Origin of the sequence: Paenibacillus sp. FSL H3-0286 (assembly GCF_045040705.1) — a bacterium.
In the GTDB taxonomy this organism is placed as follows: Bacteria; Bacillota; Bacilli; order Paenibacillales; family Paenibacillaceae; genus Paenibacillus_AQ; species Paenibacillus_AQ odorifer.
In genome coordinates, this window is the sequence record NZ_CP150285.1 from 5,735,141 (window position 1) to 5,751,943 (window position 16,803).

Consider the following 16,803-nt stretch of genomic DNA (forward strand, 5'->3'; position numbering starts at 1 on the left):
CGAGGAGGTACTTTTAGAAGCTGAGTCAGTTGGACGCATTGGGTTACTTCTAAAAGCTGAGTTAACTGGGGATGGTGAGCTACTTCTAGAAGCTGAGTTAGCTGGGGACGGTGGGTTACTTCTAGAGGCTAAGTCAGCTGGGCATGGTGAGCTACTTTTAGAAGTTGCGTCAGTTTACCTCTAAGATGCAGAGTTAACTTAGTTTGCTGAACATATCCCTTTGTATCTCCTATGCCCGTAGAAACATCCTATTTAGTACAAAAATCTAAGTATCATTGGTACCCTGCCAAATAATTAGGGAAATCCTCCCTATTTATCAGTGATTCACGACCTCAAAGCTGCCAATTAGGGAAATCCTCCCTGATTATTGGACGAATCACACATAAATAGGAGAAATGTTCCTTTTATTAGGGAGTTTTTCCCTAAAAAGCTTGATTTTGAGCCATAATCGGCTTATTTCAGGGAGTTTTTCCCTAATTGTTGCGTTTTACTTCATAACGGACTTCACATCAAGCTCCTTCACATACCTTCTTTTCAAATTTCCACCTTCAACAAAAGCCATGGCCAACATTGTTACGCCTATATGATCAGCCCCATCAAACACTTCTGCTACACCTGCTCCATCAGCCACCAGCCATCAGCCTTTACAAATATCAATCCCAGTAATAAAGAACATCACGAGCCAGCTTATACTCAACATTTTTGACGCCGATTCCCCTCTTCACAGGGGTAAGCCAGCCTTTTTCACAGAGATTCTTTAGCATCATGCGTACTGTTTTGGGATCTAGCGTGAAATAATCAGCGACTTCTTTAGGGCGTATCACCCCAGCTTGACGCACCACTAAACGCATGATTTCCTTCTCAGCGATTAGCAGTCTGCCACGCGGTGCATCTACAATTTGGTAGCGGCTTAGCGCCAAACGCAGCAGTGTAACACATAACTCAGGGCGCTGTTCAACATCATCATAGGCAAATGAAATTACTTGATAACCCATTCCGTACAGAAAAGTTTCACGATTTAGCTCATTACAATACTTCAGCCTATCCATGTCTCTTACATGAGCTGCATACCCTTTGATCTCAAACAAAAGCTTGATCGGCCCCGGCAAAAAAGCAAAATCAGCAAAATAAGCTCGTCTTTGTAAATCCAGCACCTCATACTCCGGATGAAGATTATTGAAATCACCACAAAGCGGCCACCAGACATTCTGCAAAAATAATTTCTCGGCGTGGCCATGCCCTCTCTCCAGCCTCCCCCGACGTTCGCCCGCTCTGCTTGCAAGATGATGCGCAATAAATTTTTCATGGGCTTGTTCATAGTTCATGTTTACTCATCCCTTCCTCCAAAATGGAAATAAACGCAAAAAAAAACGCCCCATGAGCCCCGGATATACCGGAACTGCACAGGACGTTCTTCGCCACTTAGATCACTACTTACCTAACGTCGCCCAAAATTACTATACGATGCTAAGAAGTGTTTATAATATTATGAGATTGAAAATTCTTATAAATACCATTCAGACCAAGTTACTTCGATTGCACCGGAGGTGCAAGGTTAGCGTGGGCGCGGCCTGGGATTTCGCCCGTTGCCTCGTAAGCCACCACGATCGCATCAATTTCCTTCTTCAGCTCGTTCACGAGTTCAGCTTCAGGCACTTTACGGATCATTTGTCCGTAGCGGAAAAGCAAACCTTCCCCACGAGCGCCAGCAATACCGATATCTGCTTCACGTGCTTCACCAGGACCGTTAACAGCACAGCCAAGGACGGAAACTTTAATAGGCACCTTAAGCTTCGAAATATATTCTTCCACCTCATTAGCGATGGAGAAAAGATCGATATCCAGTCGGCCGCAAGTTGGACATGAGATCAGCGTCGCCGCGTTAGAGATCAGACCAAACGTCTTCAGCAGCTCACGCGCCACCTTAACCTCTTCAACCGGATCGGCACTAAGCGAGATACGCAGTGTGCTGCCGATGCCCATAGAGAGCAGTGCACCAATACCTGCGGAGCTCTTCACTGTACCAGCAAACAATGTGCCAGATTCTGTAATCCCCAAGTGCAGTGGATAAGGGATAACTTCCGCAGCCTGACGGTAAGCTTCGATGGCCATTGGCACATCGGATGCTTTTAGAGAAACGATAATGTCGTGGAAATCCAGTTCCTCCAGAATACCAATATGGTATAACGCACTTTCTACCATAGCTTCTGGGGTTGGGTATCCGTATTTTTCCAAAAGGTGATTCTCCAAAGAACCAGCGTTTACACCAATCCGAATCGGAATTCCTTTTTCTTTACATGCTTTAACTACCGCTTCTACCTTTTCGCGACGACCAATGTTCCCCGGATTAATCCGTACTTTATCGATGCCGTTCTCGATAGCCATCAACGCTAGCTTATAGTTGAAATGAATATCCGCTACGAGTGGGATATGAATCTGTTTCTTGATCTCCTTGATTGCAGCAGCCGCCTCTTCATTGTTGACAGTTACGCGTACTAGCTGGCAGCCTGCTTCCTCAAGCCGCAATATTTCAGCTACAGTAGCCTCCACATCAGCGGTTTTGGTTGTACACATGCTTTGAATCGCAACCTCGTTGTTTCCCCCAATAATGAGCCCGCCAACATTGACAGGACGGGTTTGGTGTCTCAAGAACATGATTTTTCTCCCCCATAACGCCAAAGCTCCACCCCTTCGCTCCCGCTAATGTGAAGCGGGATAAGCGGAAGAAAGGTGGAGACTGTGACATGTATTGTTAAGGAAATGCGGCTTACGCGCTTTCCTCTTTCTTCTTGTCTTTCTTAAGGTTGAGCTCAGGCAAAGCTTTCTCCTGAACGACCTGTTCCGTGATCACACAATCCTTAATATCATCGCGTGAAGGAACTTCATACATCACATCGAGCATGATGCTCTCAATAATCGCGCGCAGTCCACGGGCTCCCGTATTACGTTTGATCGCTTCCTTGGCAATTGCTTCGAGTGCCAATGGTTCGAACTTCAACGCTACGTTGTCCATTTCCAGCAGCTTGATATATTGTTTCGTGAGTGCATTTTTAGGCTCGGAAAGGATACGTACAAGCGTATTCTCATCAAGCGGCTCCAAAGTCGAGATGACTGGCAGACGGCCTACAAATTCAGGAATAAGACCGAATTTGAGCAAATCTTCAGGCAATACCATCGACAAATATTCGCCAGGCTTAAGATCCTTTTGTCCTTCAACTGCTGCGTTGAAGCCAATGATTTTTTTACCGATACGGCGTTTAATCATTTGCTCCAGACCGTCAAAGGCACCGCCAACGATGAACAGGATGTTCGTCGTGTCGATCTGAATAAACTCCTGATGAGGATGCTTACGTCCGCCCTGCGGAGGCACAGAAGCAACAGTTCCTTCCAGAATCTTCAGAAGCGCTTGCTGTACACCTTCGCCGGAAACATCACGAGTAATGGACGGATTCTCGGATTTACGTGCTACTTTATCAATTTCATCAATATAGATAATGCCGCGTTCGGCTTTCTCCACATCGTAATCTGCAGCTTGAATGAGTTTGAGCAGAATGTTCTCAACATCCTCGCCAACATAACCAGCTTCCGTTAAGGAAGTAGCGTCTGCAATAGCAAAAGGAACGTTGATAATCTTCGCCATCGTTTGTGCTAACAAGGTTTTACCAGAACCTGTTGGACCGAGCAAAAGGATATTACTCTTCGTCAGCTCAACATCTTCGATCTTGCTTTGGCTGTTCACGCGCTTGTAGTGGTTATAAACCGCTACAGAAAGAGATTTCTTCGCTTGCTCTTGACCGATTACATATTGATCCAAAATATCACGAATTTCCTTTGGTTTTGGAATATCCTTCAGATCAAGCTCTTCCTCATGACCGAGCTCTTCTTCCACAATTTCCGTGCAAAGCTCGATACATTCGTCACATATATAAACGCCCGGTCCTGCTACAAGCTTACGAACCTGCTCTTGTGATTTACCGCAAAAAGAACATTTCAATTGCCCTTTTTCATCATTAAATTTAAACATCTAACCACCCCTTTAAGATTTCATCGGTGAAGAAAGAACCTGGTCAATAAGCCCATATTCCTTGGCTTCTTCCGCGCTCATGAAGTTATCGCGGTCTGTGTCCCGTTCGATTTTTTCAAGGGGCTGACCTGTGCGATCTACATAAATTTGATTCAGCTTCTGTCTCGTCTTGAGGATCCAGTCAGTGTGAATCCAAATATCAGACGCTTGACCTTGAACACCGCCGAGCGGTTGATGAATCATAACTTCGCTGTTGGTCAGCGCATATCTTTTGCCCGGAGCCCCAGCTGTTAGAAGGAGCGATCCCATGCTTGCTGCCATCCCTACACAAATGGTTGAAACATCCGGTTTGATATATTGCATCGTATCGTATATACCCATGCCGGCTGTTACTGAACCACCGGGTGAGTTGAGGTACAAGTGAATGTCCTTCTCGGGATCATCTGCTGCCAAAAACAGCAATTGAGCAATAACCAGATTGGCGACATCATCGTCAATCGCACTGCTTAAGAAAATGATGCGATCCTTGAGCAATCTGGAATAGATATCGTACGAACGTTCTCCACGACTTGTTGATTCCACAACCATTGGTACCAGACTCATGCCACCAACCTCTTTTCTCTGTACAGATTAGTCTTATCGTTTCAGAAATATTTTAACACGTTCACGGCGCGATGTCATTTTTTCACTACAGTGGACAGTCCGCTGCTTGTGAATTGTGACGTTACCGCCCCTATTACCTTATTGCCATACGTTCATACGGATACCTATGTAGTCACATATATTTGCGGCCGAGGATAAAAATAAGGCACGTAACGAAACTTACGTGCCTTATCATATCTGTATGGAGGCCGTGTAACTTGGCCGTTCTAGGTAGTGTCAAGCTAAAACGCCTTCGGCGTCCTTTTAAGGACGGTAAGCGTTTATGCGAGAATTATAAGAATAAAGTATAAAGTGAAACTTATACCTTCTTATAATTTTAAAATATCCTACTCAGCTTTAGTGTCTTCAGCAGCTGGTGCTTCTTCTACTGCTTCAACTTCTACACTATTGCTAACAAGGAAATCAATGGTTTTACGCAACGAAAGCTCTTCGTTCAAGCTGCCCAGTGAACCGTTAGCTGCCAAGATGCTGCGAATTTCTTCTGGAGTACGTTTGTAAGCTTCAGCCATAGTAGCCAACTCTTCGTTAACTTCTTCTTCGGAAACTTCAATGTTCTCTTGTTTTGCGATAACTTCCAATACCAGGTTGTTGCGAACGCGTTTTTCAGCATCGCCTTTCATTTGGTTCTGCAAGTCTTCACGAGTTTGGCCGGAGAAGCTAAGGAACATATCCATGTTCATACCTTGTTGACGAAGACGAGTGTCGAAGTCACGAACCATATTCTCAACTTCACTGTTGATCATAGCTTCAGGGATTTCAACTTCAGCGTTAGCTGCTGCTTTATCAACAACTGCATTCTCACGAAGGCCTTTCAGTTCTTCCTCTTTACGGGATTCGAGTTGAGCCTTCAAATCTGCTTTGTACTCATCCAAAGTTTCGAATTCACTTACATCTTTAGCGAACTCATCATCCAATGCAGGAAGTTGTTTGCGTTTGATTTCGTGCAGCTTCACTTTGAATACTGCTTTTTTACCCGCAAGGTTCTCTGCATGGTATTCATCAGGGAAAGTAACTTCAACATCTTTGAAATCTCCAGTAGCCATTCCTACCACTTGCTCTTCGAATCCTGGAATGAAGGAGTTGCTGCCAAGCTCAAGAGAGTGACGTTCAGCTTTTCCGCCTTCAAACGGTACATCATCAACATATCCGTCAAAATCGATTACAGCGATGTCGCCGTTAGCTGCTGCTTCTTCTTCAACTACTACAAGCTCAGCATGACGTTCTTGCAGACGAGCAAGTTCAGCACTCAACTCTTCTTCAGTCACTTCAGCTTTTTGTACTGGAACTTCCAGACCTTTGTAATCGCCGAGCTTCACTTCAGGTTTAACCGTGATCTTCGCTTTGAAGATAAAGGATTGGCCTTTAGCAAATTGCTCAATATCAACTTCAGGACGGTCTACAGGGAAGATGTCAGTTTGTTCAACTGCTTCACCGTAAGCTTCAGGAAGAAGAATGTCGATTGCATCTTGGTACAAGCTTTCTACACCAAAACGGGATTCAAAGATCGGCCGAGGTACTTTACCTTTACGGAAGCCTGGTACGTTAGCTTTTTTAACGACTTTGTTAAAAGCTTTATCAAGTGCTGCTGTTACGCGTTCTGCGTCTACTTCTACTTCAAGAACTCCAAGGTTCTTCTCTATTTTTTCCCATGTTGCTTTCATATTATACTTTTCCCTCCAAAATATAGGTTCACAAGTTTACTTCAAATAATGATACAATCCACGCACAGAATAACCATTATATTATATACAACATTACTTTATTTATCAAGTAGAGAAGTCTTTACAAAACCCTTGAGAGCACGATAAGCTCCCTCAAATTGAAAGCGCATGCCGTCTGTGATGCCATACATTCCACGTGTCTCTTCCTCTTGTCGGGAGCCGTTTAAACTCTCAGAAACAAATTGGTGCAACGCTCCTGCCCAAATATCCAGCAAAACGTCTTCGCCTTCCAGCAATTTCCGATATTCATCCGACCCATAAATCGACATGATGAACTGGCCCCAGAGCTCTTGTGCAAAATAATACAGCGTAGGCTCATGCACCTCAGCCTGCCCGGCTACCCGCTCCAGCACATGACTCACCTGCGGAGGAAAATCCTCCGTCTGCAGTGGCACGCTCTCGATCTCTACAAGTACCTTTTCATGGCCGCGAATCAGCTTCACTGTTCCCTGCATCCCACGCCGCTTAAGCGTCTGCAAGGTCCGAAATTGCAGCAGTGGATGAACATTATCCCCCTGTAGCCAAGTGGTCAGCTCCTCGTCAACGCCGCCACCTTCCAGATAGGATAGCTGCTCTAGTGCAAGTATTGTCGCCTCAGACAGAGGCTCGTTCATCACCCGCTGCAGCAGCTTTTTGGGATACCCCGTATCCTCGTTCATTTTGGATTTGGCCAAAAAGCGGGCCATATCCTCTTCCCTTAAATCTTCGTCTTCGGGGTGAACAGCTCCCTCCGCATCTCCATTCTGGGACGCGTAAGGAAATGCCGTTTCGAGCCATTCCAGCAGGGACCGCCATTCCTCGTAATTTCGCTCTTCCTGTCCTTGACACTGCAGCAAAAAACGAAGCAGCTCCATCGCTTCCCCGTAGCGTTCACTTTCCAGCATCACCGTCAGCTGGATTTGATAATAGTCCAGTGTCTTGGGGAAAAGGACGATATTCTCTTTGGTGGCGGGGGAATCCGAATGTTTAATGAGGGCACCTCCTTATGTCTACTTATGTGAATGGAATCCTAACCATTATAAAAGTTATTAATACCTTAAGCTTCTTCCGAAACTTAATAATTGTAGATTATAGCATACCCCGTACTCTTTTTAAAAAACAGCTTGAAAAAAAACACCCCATATGATATGATAATTCCTGCTTGCTTTTCTGCCAGCAACCATGTCCCGGTAGCTCAGCTGGATAGAGCATGCGCCTTCTAAGCGCACGGTCGGGGGTTCGAATCCCTTCCGGGACGTCATATAGAAACAGCCTTCCTTCGGGAAGGCTGTTTCTGTGTTCAGGGGAGGGGTTGGGCGGAGCTCAGGGAGTCACTGGGACGAATAGACGACTGAACGACTGAGCTTAAAGATTCGCGGCTCTGGATTAGTTGAGTTTCAGAGATTAATGGAGCTTGGATTCGAAGCTCAGAACTTGATGAAACCTTAGCCTCGTCGGAGCTCAGGGTCCGATAGAGCTTAGCATTCGAAACTCGAATTCAGTGAAAACCCATGCCTCGTCGGGCTATGAGTCGATGGAGCTTAAGATTTGATGCTCGCTCGGACTTGGTCACACTTAGAACTCATTGGGGCTCAGGGTTATGTGAAGCTTAGCAATCGTTGATCAGTTTTTATGAGTCACTGCCAGGTCATCCCACGTTTAGCATTAGAACATTACGGCTGCTTTTCCGGAGAAACGCCGCTACATGCTATCTAATTGCATTTTCTGCAACTAAAAGTACCCTTTTACCTCCAAAACTCGCTTTAATTGCATTTCATACACTTATATTCTCAGATTTACGCCTAGAATGGCCTTTTCACCATTTTTAACTGCACAAAGTACAATTAAACCCAAACAAACCTATCCCCCTTAAAAATAAGTGCATAAAGTGCAATTAAAAACCACTCACTACTCATCGACTATTACTCTTCACATTCCCATTTCTGATTTTTAAATATGGGAATTTTTTCAGTTTTCTATAAGCTAAGCGTGGCCAATCCAATTACTCAAAAGACACGCGCATTAGCAATTTTATCGATGGATGGAGCACCTTGCTTATTTAATCGGGAATAAAAAAACTGTTCACGGCGATTTCTCGCCGAGAGACAGTTTTTTATGCATGTTCTTCCTATATGAGCGAATCAGCGCCCTTTGCGGCGATTTCCGAGCCAGAGCGGAAAACGGAAGGCAAAGTTAATAAACAGAACTACAAATACGAGTACTGCCGCTGATTTGTCAGCGATTTGCCGCGCATCTTCTACAATTGCTTCAGATTGTACATACCATAGATGCACTGCAAGGGTTTCACCCGGTGAGAATAGATTAAAGTCCCACATTTCGCCCGAGGTACTGAGACCCGCGGTAAGGATAATAACCGCAGACTCCCCGAAGGCGCGTCCAGCAACGAGACAAATCCCAGTAACAATGGCTGACATTGCAACGGGTAGAACTACTGTGCGGATCACATGGAATTTAGTCATGCCCAGTGCATATCCAGCTTCACGCATCTCCCCAGGAACTGCACGAATCGCTTCCTCCGTCACACGTGCAAGCATAGGCAGATTCAAAAGCGCCAAGCTTACCCCACCGCCAAGAATCGTCAGGCCGATCCCAAAATATTCAGCAAATATCGCAAGTCCAAGCATACCAAATACAATTGAAGGAACCGAAGAGAGAGCTTCTACACATATACGCAGGCCGCCTGTAAAAGCATTATCCGGAGCATACTCCGCCATATAAATCCCCGCACCTAAACCGATAGGGACGGAAATAAGCAGCGAGATGAACAAAATATAAAAAGAGTTGAAAAGTACAGGACCGATCCCGCCACCTACGTCAATCTCTTCAGGCTGTTTAATCAGGAAGTCAGGCCGCAGTGCTGGCAGACCTTTACTAAGAATCGTGAAGAGCAGCCAGAAGATTAGCAGCATAACTAAAGCCCCAAGCGTATAAAACCCTATAGTCGCCATCTTATTGCGTCTCTGAGCACGCGCTGTATGCTTTGTACTTGCGAATCCGTTCACGCTGCATCCCTCCTTTTTCTACCCAGCACGCGGATGATCAGAATCAGTACAAATGAAATCACCAGCAGAAGAAAGGCCATCATATGTAGGGCATAATTCCAGGTTGACTCAAACTCTACATTCGAGATTTGCATAACGATGTTACTAGTCAAGACCGAGGCAGGTGTAAATAAGGTTTTCGCCAACTGTGGTGTGTTTCCGATAACCATAACTACAGCCATTGTCTCCCCCACAGCACGAGTCATCCCGAGAATGACCGCGGAGATAATTCCTCTGCTAGCAGCAGGCAAAACAACACGCATAATAACTTGCAAACGGGTAGATCCAAGAGCGTACGCAGCATCCCGATATTTGCGTGGAACAGCGACAATAGCATCATCACTGATTCGGCAAATTGTTGGCAGGACCATTAATGCGAGTACGAGGGCCGCAGCCAGCAAACCATCACCCAAGCTCTCCCCACTAACTCTACGCAGGAAAGGAAGTAATACCGTTAAGCCTAAATAACCATATACTATAGAAGGAATACCAACGAGCAAATCGAGCACCGGGCGAATGAAGGTCTTCATCCACTTCGGAGCAATCTCCGCACAGAGCACGGCCATACCCACAGAAATAGGTACTGCGATCAGCAGGGTCAAAGCCGTCAGTGAAAGTGTATTTACAATGAAGGCAGCAGCCCCAAAGGAGTCCTCTTCAGGCGTCCAGTTAAAAGAAAAGAAAAAGTCCGCAGGCGAGAGATGACCAAACAGAAGCAGCGCCGTTTTGCCGATAAATAGAATTACAAGTCCAAGCACGAAGCAAAGTGCAAGAATGCTGAATAAGAAATAAAAGCGGAATAATCGGTTGCTAAACATATGTCTACTGTGACGTTTGGAGTTGGCGCTAACTTCTGTAACGCCCTCCTTAACCTTAGTTGCCAGGTTGTGGACTGGTGCCCCCATACTTTCCCTCCTGTAAGCGGCCAACCCCGTATCAAAATCGGGGCTGGCCGCTGTTACCGTTCAATATGATCTTCAGATGTTATTAACCCTTCATTGCTGCGATCGGAATGAATTTAAGCTTTTTCAGAGAACCTTGTTGGAACTTTTTGCTTTGTACGTATTCGATAAATTCTTTGGTTGCGCCAGTAGGTTGACCTTTAGTCATGTAGTAACCATAAGCCCAAATCTTATAAGAACCGTTAATTACGTTGTCTGTAGTAGCTGCGATACCGTTGTGTTTCACTGCTTTTACGTCGCCACTTACATAAACAAGGTCGATATAACCGATGGAGTTAGGAGTAGTTCCTACTGCTGTTTTCATGTCGCCGGATGAACCTGTTTCTTTGTAGTTCTTAGCTTTTTTAACGATATCTCCGCCATCCAAGGCTTTAGCTTGATAGTTAACGCGGGTACCAGAACCGAATGAGCGAGTGATGACAACGATATCTGCATCTGCGCCGCCTACTTCTTTCCAGTTGGTGATTTTGCCAGCGAAAATGCCTTTAAGTTGTTCTGTTGTAAGGTTATCTACACCCACATTTTTGTTTACGATCGTTGCAAAAGGAATGACAGCCACTTTGTTCGCTACCTGTCCGTCAAAAGCTTTGAAGCCTGGTACGTCGATGCTAGCATCCCAGTCGCAAGCGCCGATATCAGCGATGCCTTTTTTCACAGCTTGTGGTCCAGTTACAGAACCTTTACCAGATGCTGCGATTTTTACTTTAGGGTGCAGCTTTTGGAATTCTTTTGCCGCTTGCAAGGTCAATGGAAGAAGTGCGGTTGAACCGTTAACGGTGATTTTGCCACTAAGTGAATCTGCTGCTGCTGCAATCCCTGCAAAAGATGCGGTTACCGCGATTACGGCTGTTAAAGCCGTTACTGTTAATTTCTTGAAGATTTTCATTGTACTATTTTCTCCTCTCGGCTCTAGGCCGTTAAAATATGTTTGGGATAATCATTATTTAGTCAGTTGCAGCCCTTTACCGCCTTGGATAACCCATACGCTGTCGCCGCTCACAATCGCAAGCTTGCTTCCGTCTTTAGATACAGATACTTCAGATACATCTTCAGCCGTACGGAACAGTTCGGTCTTTGCACCACTACCATCGATAGAATAGATCACTGTGCTTCCGTCTGCCGTAGTACCTGCCACTACCAAACCATTGCTAACGCCAGTGGACCAATTCACTTCGATATCAAGTGCAATATTAGTGCTGGTTGCGTCCGCTTTTACAAGCTTCAGGGTATTCTTCGCATTGCCGTCTGCATCTGCGCTCAGGTATGCCACATTTCCATCAGCCAAAATCTCTGGGTAAAGCTTGTTATCCGCTGTAGTTGTTAATGCAGCTGGTTTAGCATCTTTTGTAGCCAGATCAAGCTTGTAAAGCTGCTCTCCTGCCGAGCTGAAGTCTACCGTAAGAGAATCTTCTGTGCTGTCTGCATCATTTTTAGCAACACCCGTCAAATTAACGATATAAACGGCGCTTTTTTCGTCAGCAGAAATGCGCAGTTCGGATTTATTCTCAACCTTGTCAGCCAAAACGGATTTAACATCACCAGTCTCTACTGAGATTTTAGCGATTTTTTCTTGCTTGTCTCCTTGGATGAAATAAATGCTTTTCCCATCTTTGGACCAAACCAGATCTGTCTTCACGCTATTGTCGGTGCCTAGTGTTTTAACAGCTCCGCTAGACAAGTTAATCAGATTCAGCAAACCTTTCTCATCATTAAAAGCTCCCCACTGTTGATCCGGCGATACTGCAAAGTCCACCGCACTGTCATTTGACGAAAACACTTCATAGTTACCTGGTTCTGTACTGAATTTGATAAGCTGAGTAGTTTCAGCATCACTTTTGTTCGCAATCAGGTTACCAGCTGCCGTCCAGTGCAAAGTATCAAACAATCCTTCCGGACGCGCAAAGCTCAAAATCGTGCTAGCATCAGCGTCCAGCTCTCCACCTAATGCAATAACTAACTTAGTCAGCTCTACATAAGTTTTACCGTTATAAAACACTGGAGCCACTGTGAACGATTCGGAATTACCATCTACTTGATAGCTCTTTGAGCCTGTTTTGAGTTGCACATTATGTAGTCCTTTGCTGTCGTTAAGTTCAAACCCGCTTGTTCCCAGTACTACCTTAGCCCCAATTTCACCAGCTACCTGAGTCAGCGAGTAAAGCTTGTAACCACTGCTGTTAATGGTGTTAAACACAATCGGCGTTCCGTTTACATTCCAAGTAGTTGTACCTTCTTTAACTGCTGTAACAGCAGCGACTTGATTGGTAGCTACAGATTTTACATTACTGCCGGTGCTAGCTGCAGATACACTTCCAACGCCTACTGTTGCAAGAAGTGCTGAAGCCAACGTTGCGCTAATCCATTTACTGTTTTTCAATTAGATTCACCCTTTTCGTATAGGTAACTGCTAATGTCATTTTCGTCTACAATTGTCAATTCTGTTGCAGAGGAATGTAATGGAAATATTAACTAGTATTCTTTTTTTAAAAAAATCAGGTATATTAGCTCATTTAACAATTTTCTTGCTCTAAACCAAATGAACTAAAGAGCAAAAACAGCCTCTTTTCGTAAAAAGGTGCTTGGTGTGGCTAGCTTATTTAGTTGGAGAATTGTTTGGGATTTGGTGAGACGTAGGGACTAATTTGAGATTGCAGGCGGGTGGGGGAAGCTTGTTGCCGAGGTGGGCGGGTGGAGTATATGTGGAGTTCGCTTGGGTGCGTGGAGAAGCTTGTTGCTAAGGTCGATGGGCACTTGGAGTATATTGCGGAGGTCGCTTGGGCGGGTGGGGAGCGTATTACGGAGATCGCTTGGCGGGTGGGGGAAGCTTGTTACTGGCGAGAGTCTGCTATCAATTATGTGGCTGCTGCTTACGATTTAAAAACTAACTGGTCTGTTGGGGCGCTTTCTGCGTAAGGGGCATCGTAGGAGATTCGGCTGATTGTACGGGATTTATACCGCTCTTTTGCTAACTTTAGCGGGATTGGGCTCATTGTGCGGGATTTATACCGTTCTTTTACTGACTTCAGTCGGATTGAGCTCTTTGTGCGGGATTTATACCGTTCTTTTGCTAACTTTAGCGGGATTGGGTACATTGTACGGGATTTATACCGTTCTTTTACTGACTTTAGTAGGATCGGGCTCATTGTGCGGGATTTATACCGTTCTTTTACTGACTTCAGTCGGATTGAGCTCTTTGTGAGGGATTTATACCGTTCTTTTGCTAACTTTAGCGGGATTGGTTACATTGTGCGGGATTTATACCGTTCTTTAGCTTGATTTATCTAAATCATGCCTATTTAGTGGCATTTATGCCCTTCTTTTGTCTGGTTTAGGTTAACCCGTGCTATTTTGAGGCAATTATGCCTTTCTTTTAGCTGATTTAAGTGGATCGACGCCATTTAAGGGCATTTATGCCTTTCTATTACCTAGTTTAGGCGGACTGACACTATTTAGTGGCACTTTTGCCTTTCATTCAATCATCTCTATATACATAGTAAAAGGACAAGTTGAATTAACAAACCTCAATCGGGATTAAGCTTATACTGTGGGATACATTTGTATAAAATATATGGTTTACAATTCCTAACTTTTGATGCAGAGTAATGAGTGAGTAGTCACTCATTATGTACTTAGAGTGTTTAACGCAATGCAGTTCAACAGCACCACCATCACCATCACCATCACCATCACCATCACCATCACCATCACCATCACCATCACCATCACCATCACCATCTACACCTTCTACACCATCTACACCATCTACACCATCTACACCATCTACACCATCTACACCATCTACACCTTCAACTTAAGTAAGTATCCCAGAACATTCAGAATCGAGGAGATAAACATGGGTTCAGAGATTCCAGTTATTTCAGTGAGCCATGTCGGGAAAGCGTTTGGAGAGAAACAGGTGCTCGAGGATATTTCGCTTCAAGTGGAACGTGCGGAAACCTTTGGCATACTAGGACCATCGGGCTCAGGAAAAACAACATTAGTGAAGCTGCTTACAGGTATCGATGAGGTAACCTCCGGCGAGGTGAAAATACTTGGCGTGACGATGCCGAAGCTGACTATGCTGCAACAGATTGGGTATATGGCCCAGTCTGATGCCTTGTACACGGAGCTTAGCGCGAAGGAGAATCTGGAGTTTTTTGCAGCGCTATATGGACTAAAGGGGGAGCAACGCTCCAAACGCATCACAGCCGTAATGGAGATCGTTAATTTACAAGATCATTTAAGAAAAAGAGTAGACCAATACTCCGGCGGGATGAAACGCCGCTTATCATTGGCGATCGCGCTGCTGCATGAACCGCCGTTGCTTATTCTTGATGAGCCTACAGTTGGCATAGATCCGGTATTGCGGCTATCCATCTGGAAGGAACTAAAAGCGCTGAACCAGAAAGGCACCACTATTGTGCTGACCACGCATGTCATGGATGAAGCTGAAAAATGTGACCGGCTCGGAATGATCCGTGATGGCAAGCTGCTTGCTGCCGACACGCCTGCCGGACTGCTGCAAGCCACCGGTTCAGCTTCTATTGAAGAAGCCTTTTTATATTATGGAGGTGTGCGTTCATGAGAATCCGAGCGATCACCTTAAGGATTTTGCGACAATTCATTCATGATAAAAGAACAATGGCATTAATGTTCATTGCACCACTCCTCGTTCTAAGCTTAATGAGCTTGGTCTTCAACGGTGACGCCTATGAACCCAAAATCGGTGTGTCCGGTGTACCTCTAAATATGTCAGCTGCGTTAAAAGAACAAAATGCCACCATCAAAGAATATGCCAGCGCAGAGCTGGGAAAAGGCGCTTTAGTAGAAGGAAAAATTGACGCTTTGATCACTTTGAACGGAACCGCCGGAGATTCGCAAGTTACGCCTCAAGTGCTGTTAGAAGGTAGCAACCCTACAGCCAATAAGGCAGTAATCATGACGCTGCAACAAATCTCCCAAAAACTTCTTCCAAGTACAAAGGAACAATTACAGCCGCAGATCAGCTATCTTTACGGTTCTGAGAATATGAAGACGATCGACCGTTTCGGTCCCATTATGATTGGCGTATTTGTTTTCTTTTTCGTATTCTTGATTGCAGGTGTATCCTTCTTAAGGGAACGAACCACAGGCACGCTTGAACGCCTACTTTCGACTCCATTAAAAAGATGGGAGATTGTGCTCGGGTATGTATGTGGTTTCGGCATATTTACCGTTTTTCAGGCGCTATTGATCTCATGGTATTCCATACAGATTCTTGGCATTATGATGACAGGCAGCTTTGCTTACGTGTTGCTGATCACATTACTCCTATCGATGACAGCGCTGACGTTGGGCACACTGCTGTCGGCTTTTGCAGCCAATGAGTTGCAGATGATTCAGTTCATTCCACTCATTATAGTGCCACAAATCTTCCTCAGTGGATTATTCCCGCTCGATACCCTCCCACTGTGGCTCCAGCGCGTTGGCCTCGCTACACCGATCTATTACGGATCAGAAGCTCTGATGAACATTATGGTCCGTGGCAAAGGATGGAGCGCAATTGCAATGGATGTCTATGTACTTATAGGATTTTCGCTGCTATTTATGCTGCTGAATGTATTGGCACTGCGCAAGCATCGCAAAATGTAACTTCACAAAAGCTATTATCATTGAAACAAAATGAATTAAGCATGGAGGATTATTGTAATGAAAGAGGAAGTTTCTACGGAACAAAATATAGAAGAGTTGCTGACCCTTGGCAAAGACGAGAAACTGACACCGAAGCAGATTTCTATTCTACAAGCGGCGATTGAGGTGTTTTCCGAAAAAGGATACTCTGCGACATCCACGAGTGAAATTTCTCAGAAGGCGGGCGTGGCGGAGGGAACGATTTTTCGCTATTACAAGACTAAAAATGATCTGCTGCTTGCCATAGTAGGTCCTACCATGAGTCGCATGCTTGCGCCTTTTGTGCTGCGGAATTTCAACGGCGTGCTCGATATGCCCTACGACAGCTTCGAGGAGTTCCTGCGGGCATTTATGATCAATCGGCTGGATTTCGCCCGCAAGAATTTTAAAATTCTTAAGATTCTTATTCAGGAGATTCCTTTTCAGCCAACAGTTAGAGCGCAGTTTGTAGAGAATATTCTTAGCAAAATACTGGAGCGCGTGATTGATATTGTTGAACATTTTAAGGAAAAGGGTGAAATCATCGAGGTGCCTACACCCACACTTATACGCTTCACACTCTCGTCTGTCGTAGGTTATTTGATGAATCGCTTGCTGCTGCAGCCAGATAAGGACTGGAACGACGAGGAAGAAATCAACCTGACGATCGCTTTTATCATGCATGGAATAAGTAAAGCAACACCCCCTATTTGATGCGCACGCCCGTTCTGTTATCATAAGTA

The 16,803-nt window shown here is 45.0% G+C and carries 16 protein-coding genes and 1 tRNA gene; 6 read left to right on the forward strand and 11 right to left on the reverse strand.

Annotation, left to right across the window (positions count from 1 at the left end; all coding sequences use genetic code 11):
* Positions 1 to 487: 487 nt before the first annotated feature.
* The 7 genes from MHB37_RS25685 to MHB37_RS25715 all read right to left on the reverse strand — a co-directional run bounded on the left by MHB37_RS25685 (position 488) and on the right by MHB37_RS25715 (position 7,292).
* Entirely contained in the window at positions 488 to 631 is a 144-nt protein-coding gene (locus MHB37_RS25685; RefSeq protein ID WP_340011142.1) for a hypothetical protein, read from the reverse strand.
* Positions 632 to 653: 22 nt separating this feature from the next.
* Entirely contained in the window at positions 654 to 1,325 is a 672-nt protein-coding gene (locus MHB37_RS25690) for a BlaI/MecI/CopY family transcriptional regulator (RefSeq protein ID WP_076306854.1), read from the reverse strand.
* A 202-nt stretch (positions 1,326 to 1,527) separates the two neighbouring features.
* On the reverse strand, positions 1,528 to 2,655 hold the full coding sequence (gene ispG, locus MHB37_RS25695) for a flavodoxin-dependent (E)-4-hydroxy-3-methylbut-2-enyl-diphosphate synthase (protein WP_036685055.1): 1,128 nt from the start codon (positions 2,653 to 2,655) through the stop codon (positions 1,528 to 1,530).
* Positions 2,656 to 2,767: 112 nt separating this feature from the next.
* The gene (gene clpX / locus MHB37_RS25700; protein WP_036685052.1) at positions 2,768 to 4,024 is read right to left on the reverse strand and encodes an ATP-dependent protease ATP-binding subunit ClpX; all 1,257 of its coding nucleotides are present in this window, start codon (positions 4,022 to 4,024) and stop codon (positions 2,768 to 2,770) included.
* 12 nt (positions 4,025 to 4,036) lie between these two features.
* Positions 4,037 to 4,627 (reverse strand): ATP-dependent Clp endopeptidase proteolytic subunit ClpP, encoded by a 591-nt coding sequence (gene clpP, locus MHB37_RS25705; RefSeq protein ID WP_076129430.1) that lies wholly within the window; start codon positions 4,625 to 4,627, stop codon positions 4,037 to 4,039.
* A gap of 386 nt (positions 4,628 to 5,013) precedes the next feature.
* The gene (gene tig, locus MHB37_RS25710; protein ID WP_076303255.1) at positions 5,014 to 6,348 is read right to left on the reverse strand and encodes a trigger factor; all 1,335 of its coding nucleotides are present in this window, start codon (positions 6,346 to 6,348) and stop codon (positions 5,014 to 5,016) included.
* A 98-nt stretch (positions 6,349 to 6,446) separates the two neighbouring features.
* Positions 6,447 to 7,292 (reverse strand): hypothetical protein, encoded by an 846-nt coding sequence (locus MHB37_RS25715; RefSeq protein ID WP_036685042.1) that lies wholly within the window; start codon positions 7,290 to 7,292, stop codon positions 6,447 to 6,449.
* A gap of 279 nt (positions 7,293 to 7,571) precedes the next feature.
* Here MHB37_RS25715 and MHB37_RS25720 point away from each other — a divergent pair.
* Positions 7,572 to 7,645, forward strand: a tRNA-Arg gene (locus MHB37_RS25720).
* Positions 7,646 to 8,528: 883 nt separating this feature from the next.
* Here the strand turns inward: MHB37_RS25720 and pstA are convergent.
* The 4 genes from pstA to MHB37_RS25740 all read right to left on the reverse strand — a co-directional run bounded on the left by pstA (position 8,529) and on the right by MHB37_RS25740 (position 12,788).
* On the reverse strand, positions 8,529 to 9,356 hold the full coding sequence (gene pstA / locus MHB37_RS25725; RefSeq protein WP_081386384.1) for a phosphate ABC transporter permease PstA: 828 nt from the start codon (positions 9,354 to 9,356) through the stop codon (positions 8,529 to 8,531).
* A 50-nt stretch (positions 9,357 to 9,406) separates the two neighbouring features.
* Positions 9,407 to 10,354: a phosphate ABC transporter permease subunit PstC gene (gene pstC / locus MHB37_RS25730; protein ID WP_036685038.1), complete on the reverse strand. Its 948-nt coding sequence runs from the start codon at positions 10,352 to 10,354 to the stop codon at positions 9,407 to 9,409.
* 82 nt (positions 10,355 to 10,436) lie between these two features.
* A complete protein-coding gene (locus tag MHB37_RS25735; protein ID WP_038573065.1) occupies positions 10,437 to 11,297 on the reverse strand; it encodes a phosphate ABC transporter substrate-binding protein in 861 nt (286 codons plus the stop codon).
* Positions 11,298 to 11,351: 54 nt separating this feature from the next.
* Positions 11,352 to 12,788 (reverse strand): stalk domain-containing protein, encoded by a 1,437-nt coding sequence (locus MHB37_RS25740; RefSeq protein WP_076220484.1) that lies wholly within the window; start codon positions 12,786 to 12,788, stop codon positions 11,352 to 11,354.
* Between the two features lie 320 nt (positions 12,789 to 13,108).
* Here MHB37_RS25740 and MHB37_RS25745 point away from each other — a divergent pair, with 320 nt between their 5' ends.
* The 5 genes from MHB37_RS25745 (at position 13,109) to MHB37_RS25765 (ending at position 16,774) form a co-directional block, all read left to right on the forward strand.
* The gene (locus MHB37_RS25745; RefSeq protein ID WP_339244692.1) at positions 13,109 to 13,324 is read left to right on the forward strand and encodes a hypothetical protein; all 216 of its coding nucleotides are present in this window, start codon (positions 13,109 to 13,111) and stop codon (positions 13,322 to 13,324) included.
* A gap of 78 nt (positions 13,325 to 13,402) precedes the next feature.
* Positions 13,403 to 13,687 (forward strand): hypothetical protein, encoded by a 285-nt coding sequence (locus MHB37_RS25750; protein ID WP_405168667.1) that lies wholly within the window; start codon positions 13,403 to 13,405, stop codon positions 13,685 to 13,687.
* Positions 13,688 to 14,264: 577 nt separating this feature from the next.
* Positions 14,265 to 14,996 carry an ABC transporter ATP-binding protein gene (locus tag MHB37_RS25755; protein WP_076279987.1) on the forward strand — a complete coding sequence of 244 codons (732 nt, stop codon included), beginning with the start codon at positions 14,265 to 14,267 and terminating at the stop codon, positions 14,994 to 14,996.
* Positions 14,993 to 16,042, forward strand: a complete 1,050-nt coding sequence (locus MHB37_RS25760; protein WP_405168668.1) for an ABC transporter permease — start codon at positions 14,993 to 14,995, stop codon at positions 16,040 to 16,042. Before MHB37_RS25755 ends, MHB37_RS25760 begins: the two co-directional genes overlap by 4 nt.
* A gap of 57 nt (positions 16,043 to 16,099) precedes the next feature.
* Positions 16,100 to 16,774 (forward strand): TetR/AcrR family transcriptional regulator, encoded by a 675-nt coding sequence (locus tag MHB37_RS25765; RefSeq protein WP_405168669.1) that lies wholly within the window; start codon positions 16,100 to 16,102, stop codon positions 16,772 to 16,774.
* The last annotated feature ends 29 nt before the right edge of the window (positions 16,775 to 16,803 follow it).

Excerpts from the sequence above, each read along its gene's own strand:
- MHB37_RS25715 (WP_036685042.1), bottom strand. The coding sequence starts at position 7,292 with ATGCTGGAAAGTGAACGCTACGGGGAAGCGATGGAGCTGCTTCGTTTT.
- ispG (WP_036685055.1), bottom strand. The coding sequence starts at position 2,655 with ATGTTCTTGAGACACCAAACCCGTCCTGTCAATGTTGGCGGGCTCATT.
- MHB37_RS25765 (WP_405168669.1), top strand. The coding sequence starts at position 16,100 with ATGAAAGAGGAAGTTTCTACGGAACAAAATATAGAAGAGTTGCTGACC.
- MHB37_RS25755 (WP_076279987.1), top strand. The coding sequence starts at position 14,265 with ATGGGTTCAGAGATTCCAGTTATTTCAGTGAGCCATGTCGGGAAAGCG.
- MHB37_RS25760 (WP_405168668.1), top strand. The coding sequence starts at position 14,993 with ATGAGAATCCGAGCGATCACCTTAAGGATTTTGCGACAATTCATTCAT.
- MHB37_RS25735 (WP_038573065.1), bottom strand. The coding sequence starts at position 11,297 with ATGAAAATCTTCAAGAAATTAACAGTAACGGCTTTAACAGCCGTAATC.
- clpX (WP_036685052.1), bottom strand. The coding sequence starts at position 4,024 with ATGTTTAAATTTAATGATGAAAAAGGGCAATTGAAATGTTCTTTTTGC.
- pstC (WP_036685038.1), bottom strand. The coding sequence starts at position 10,354 with ATGGGGGCACCAGTCCACAACCTGGCAACTAAGGTTAAGGAGGGCGTT.
- MHB37_RS25690 (WP_076306854.1), bottom strand. The coding sequence starts at position 1,325 with ATGAACTATGAACAAGCCCATGAAAAATTTATTGCGCATCATCTTGCA.
- pstA (WP_081386384.1), bottom strand. The coding sequence starts at position 9,356 with ATGGCGACTATAGGGTTTTATACGCTTGGGGCTTTAGTTATGCTGCTA.
- MHB37_RS25745 (WP_339244692.1), top strand. The coding sequence starts at position 13,109 with ATGTGGAGTTCGCTTGGGTGCGTGGAGAAGCTTGTTGCTAAGGTCGAT.
- tig (WP_076303255.1), bottom strand. The coding sequence starts at position 6,348 with ATGAAAGCAACATGGGAAAAAATAGAGAAGAACCTTGGAGTTCTTGAA.
- clpP (WP_076129430.1), bottom strand. The coding sequence starts at position 4,627 with ATGAGTCTGGTACCAATGGTTGTGGAATCAACAAGTCGTGGAGAACGT.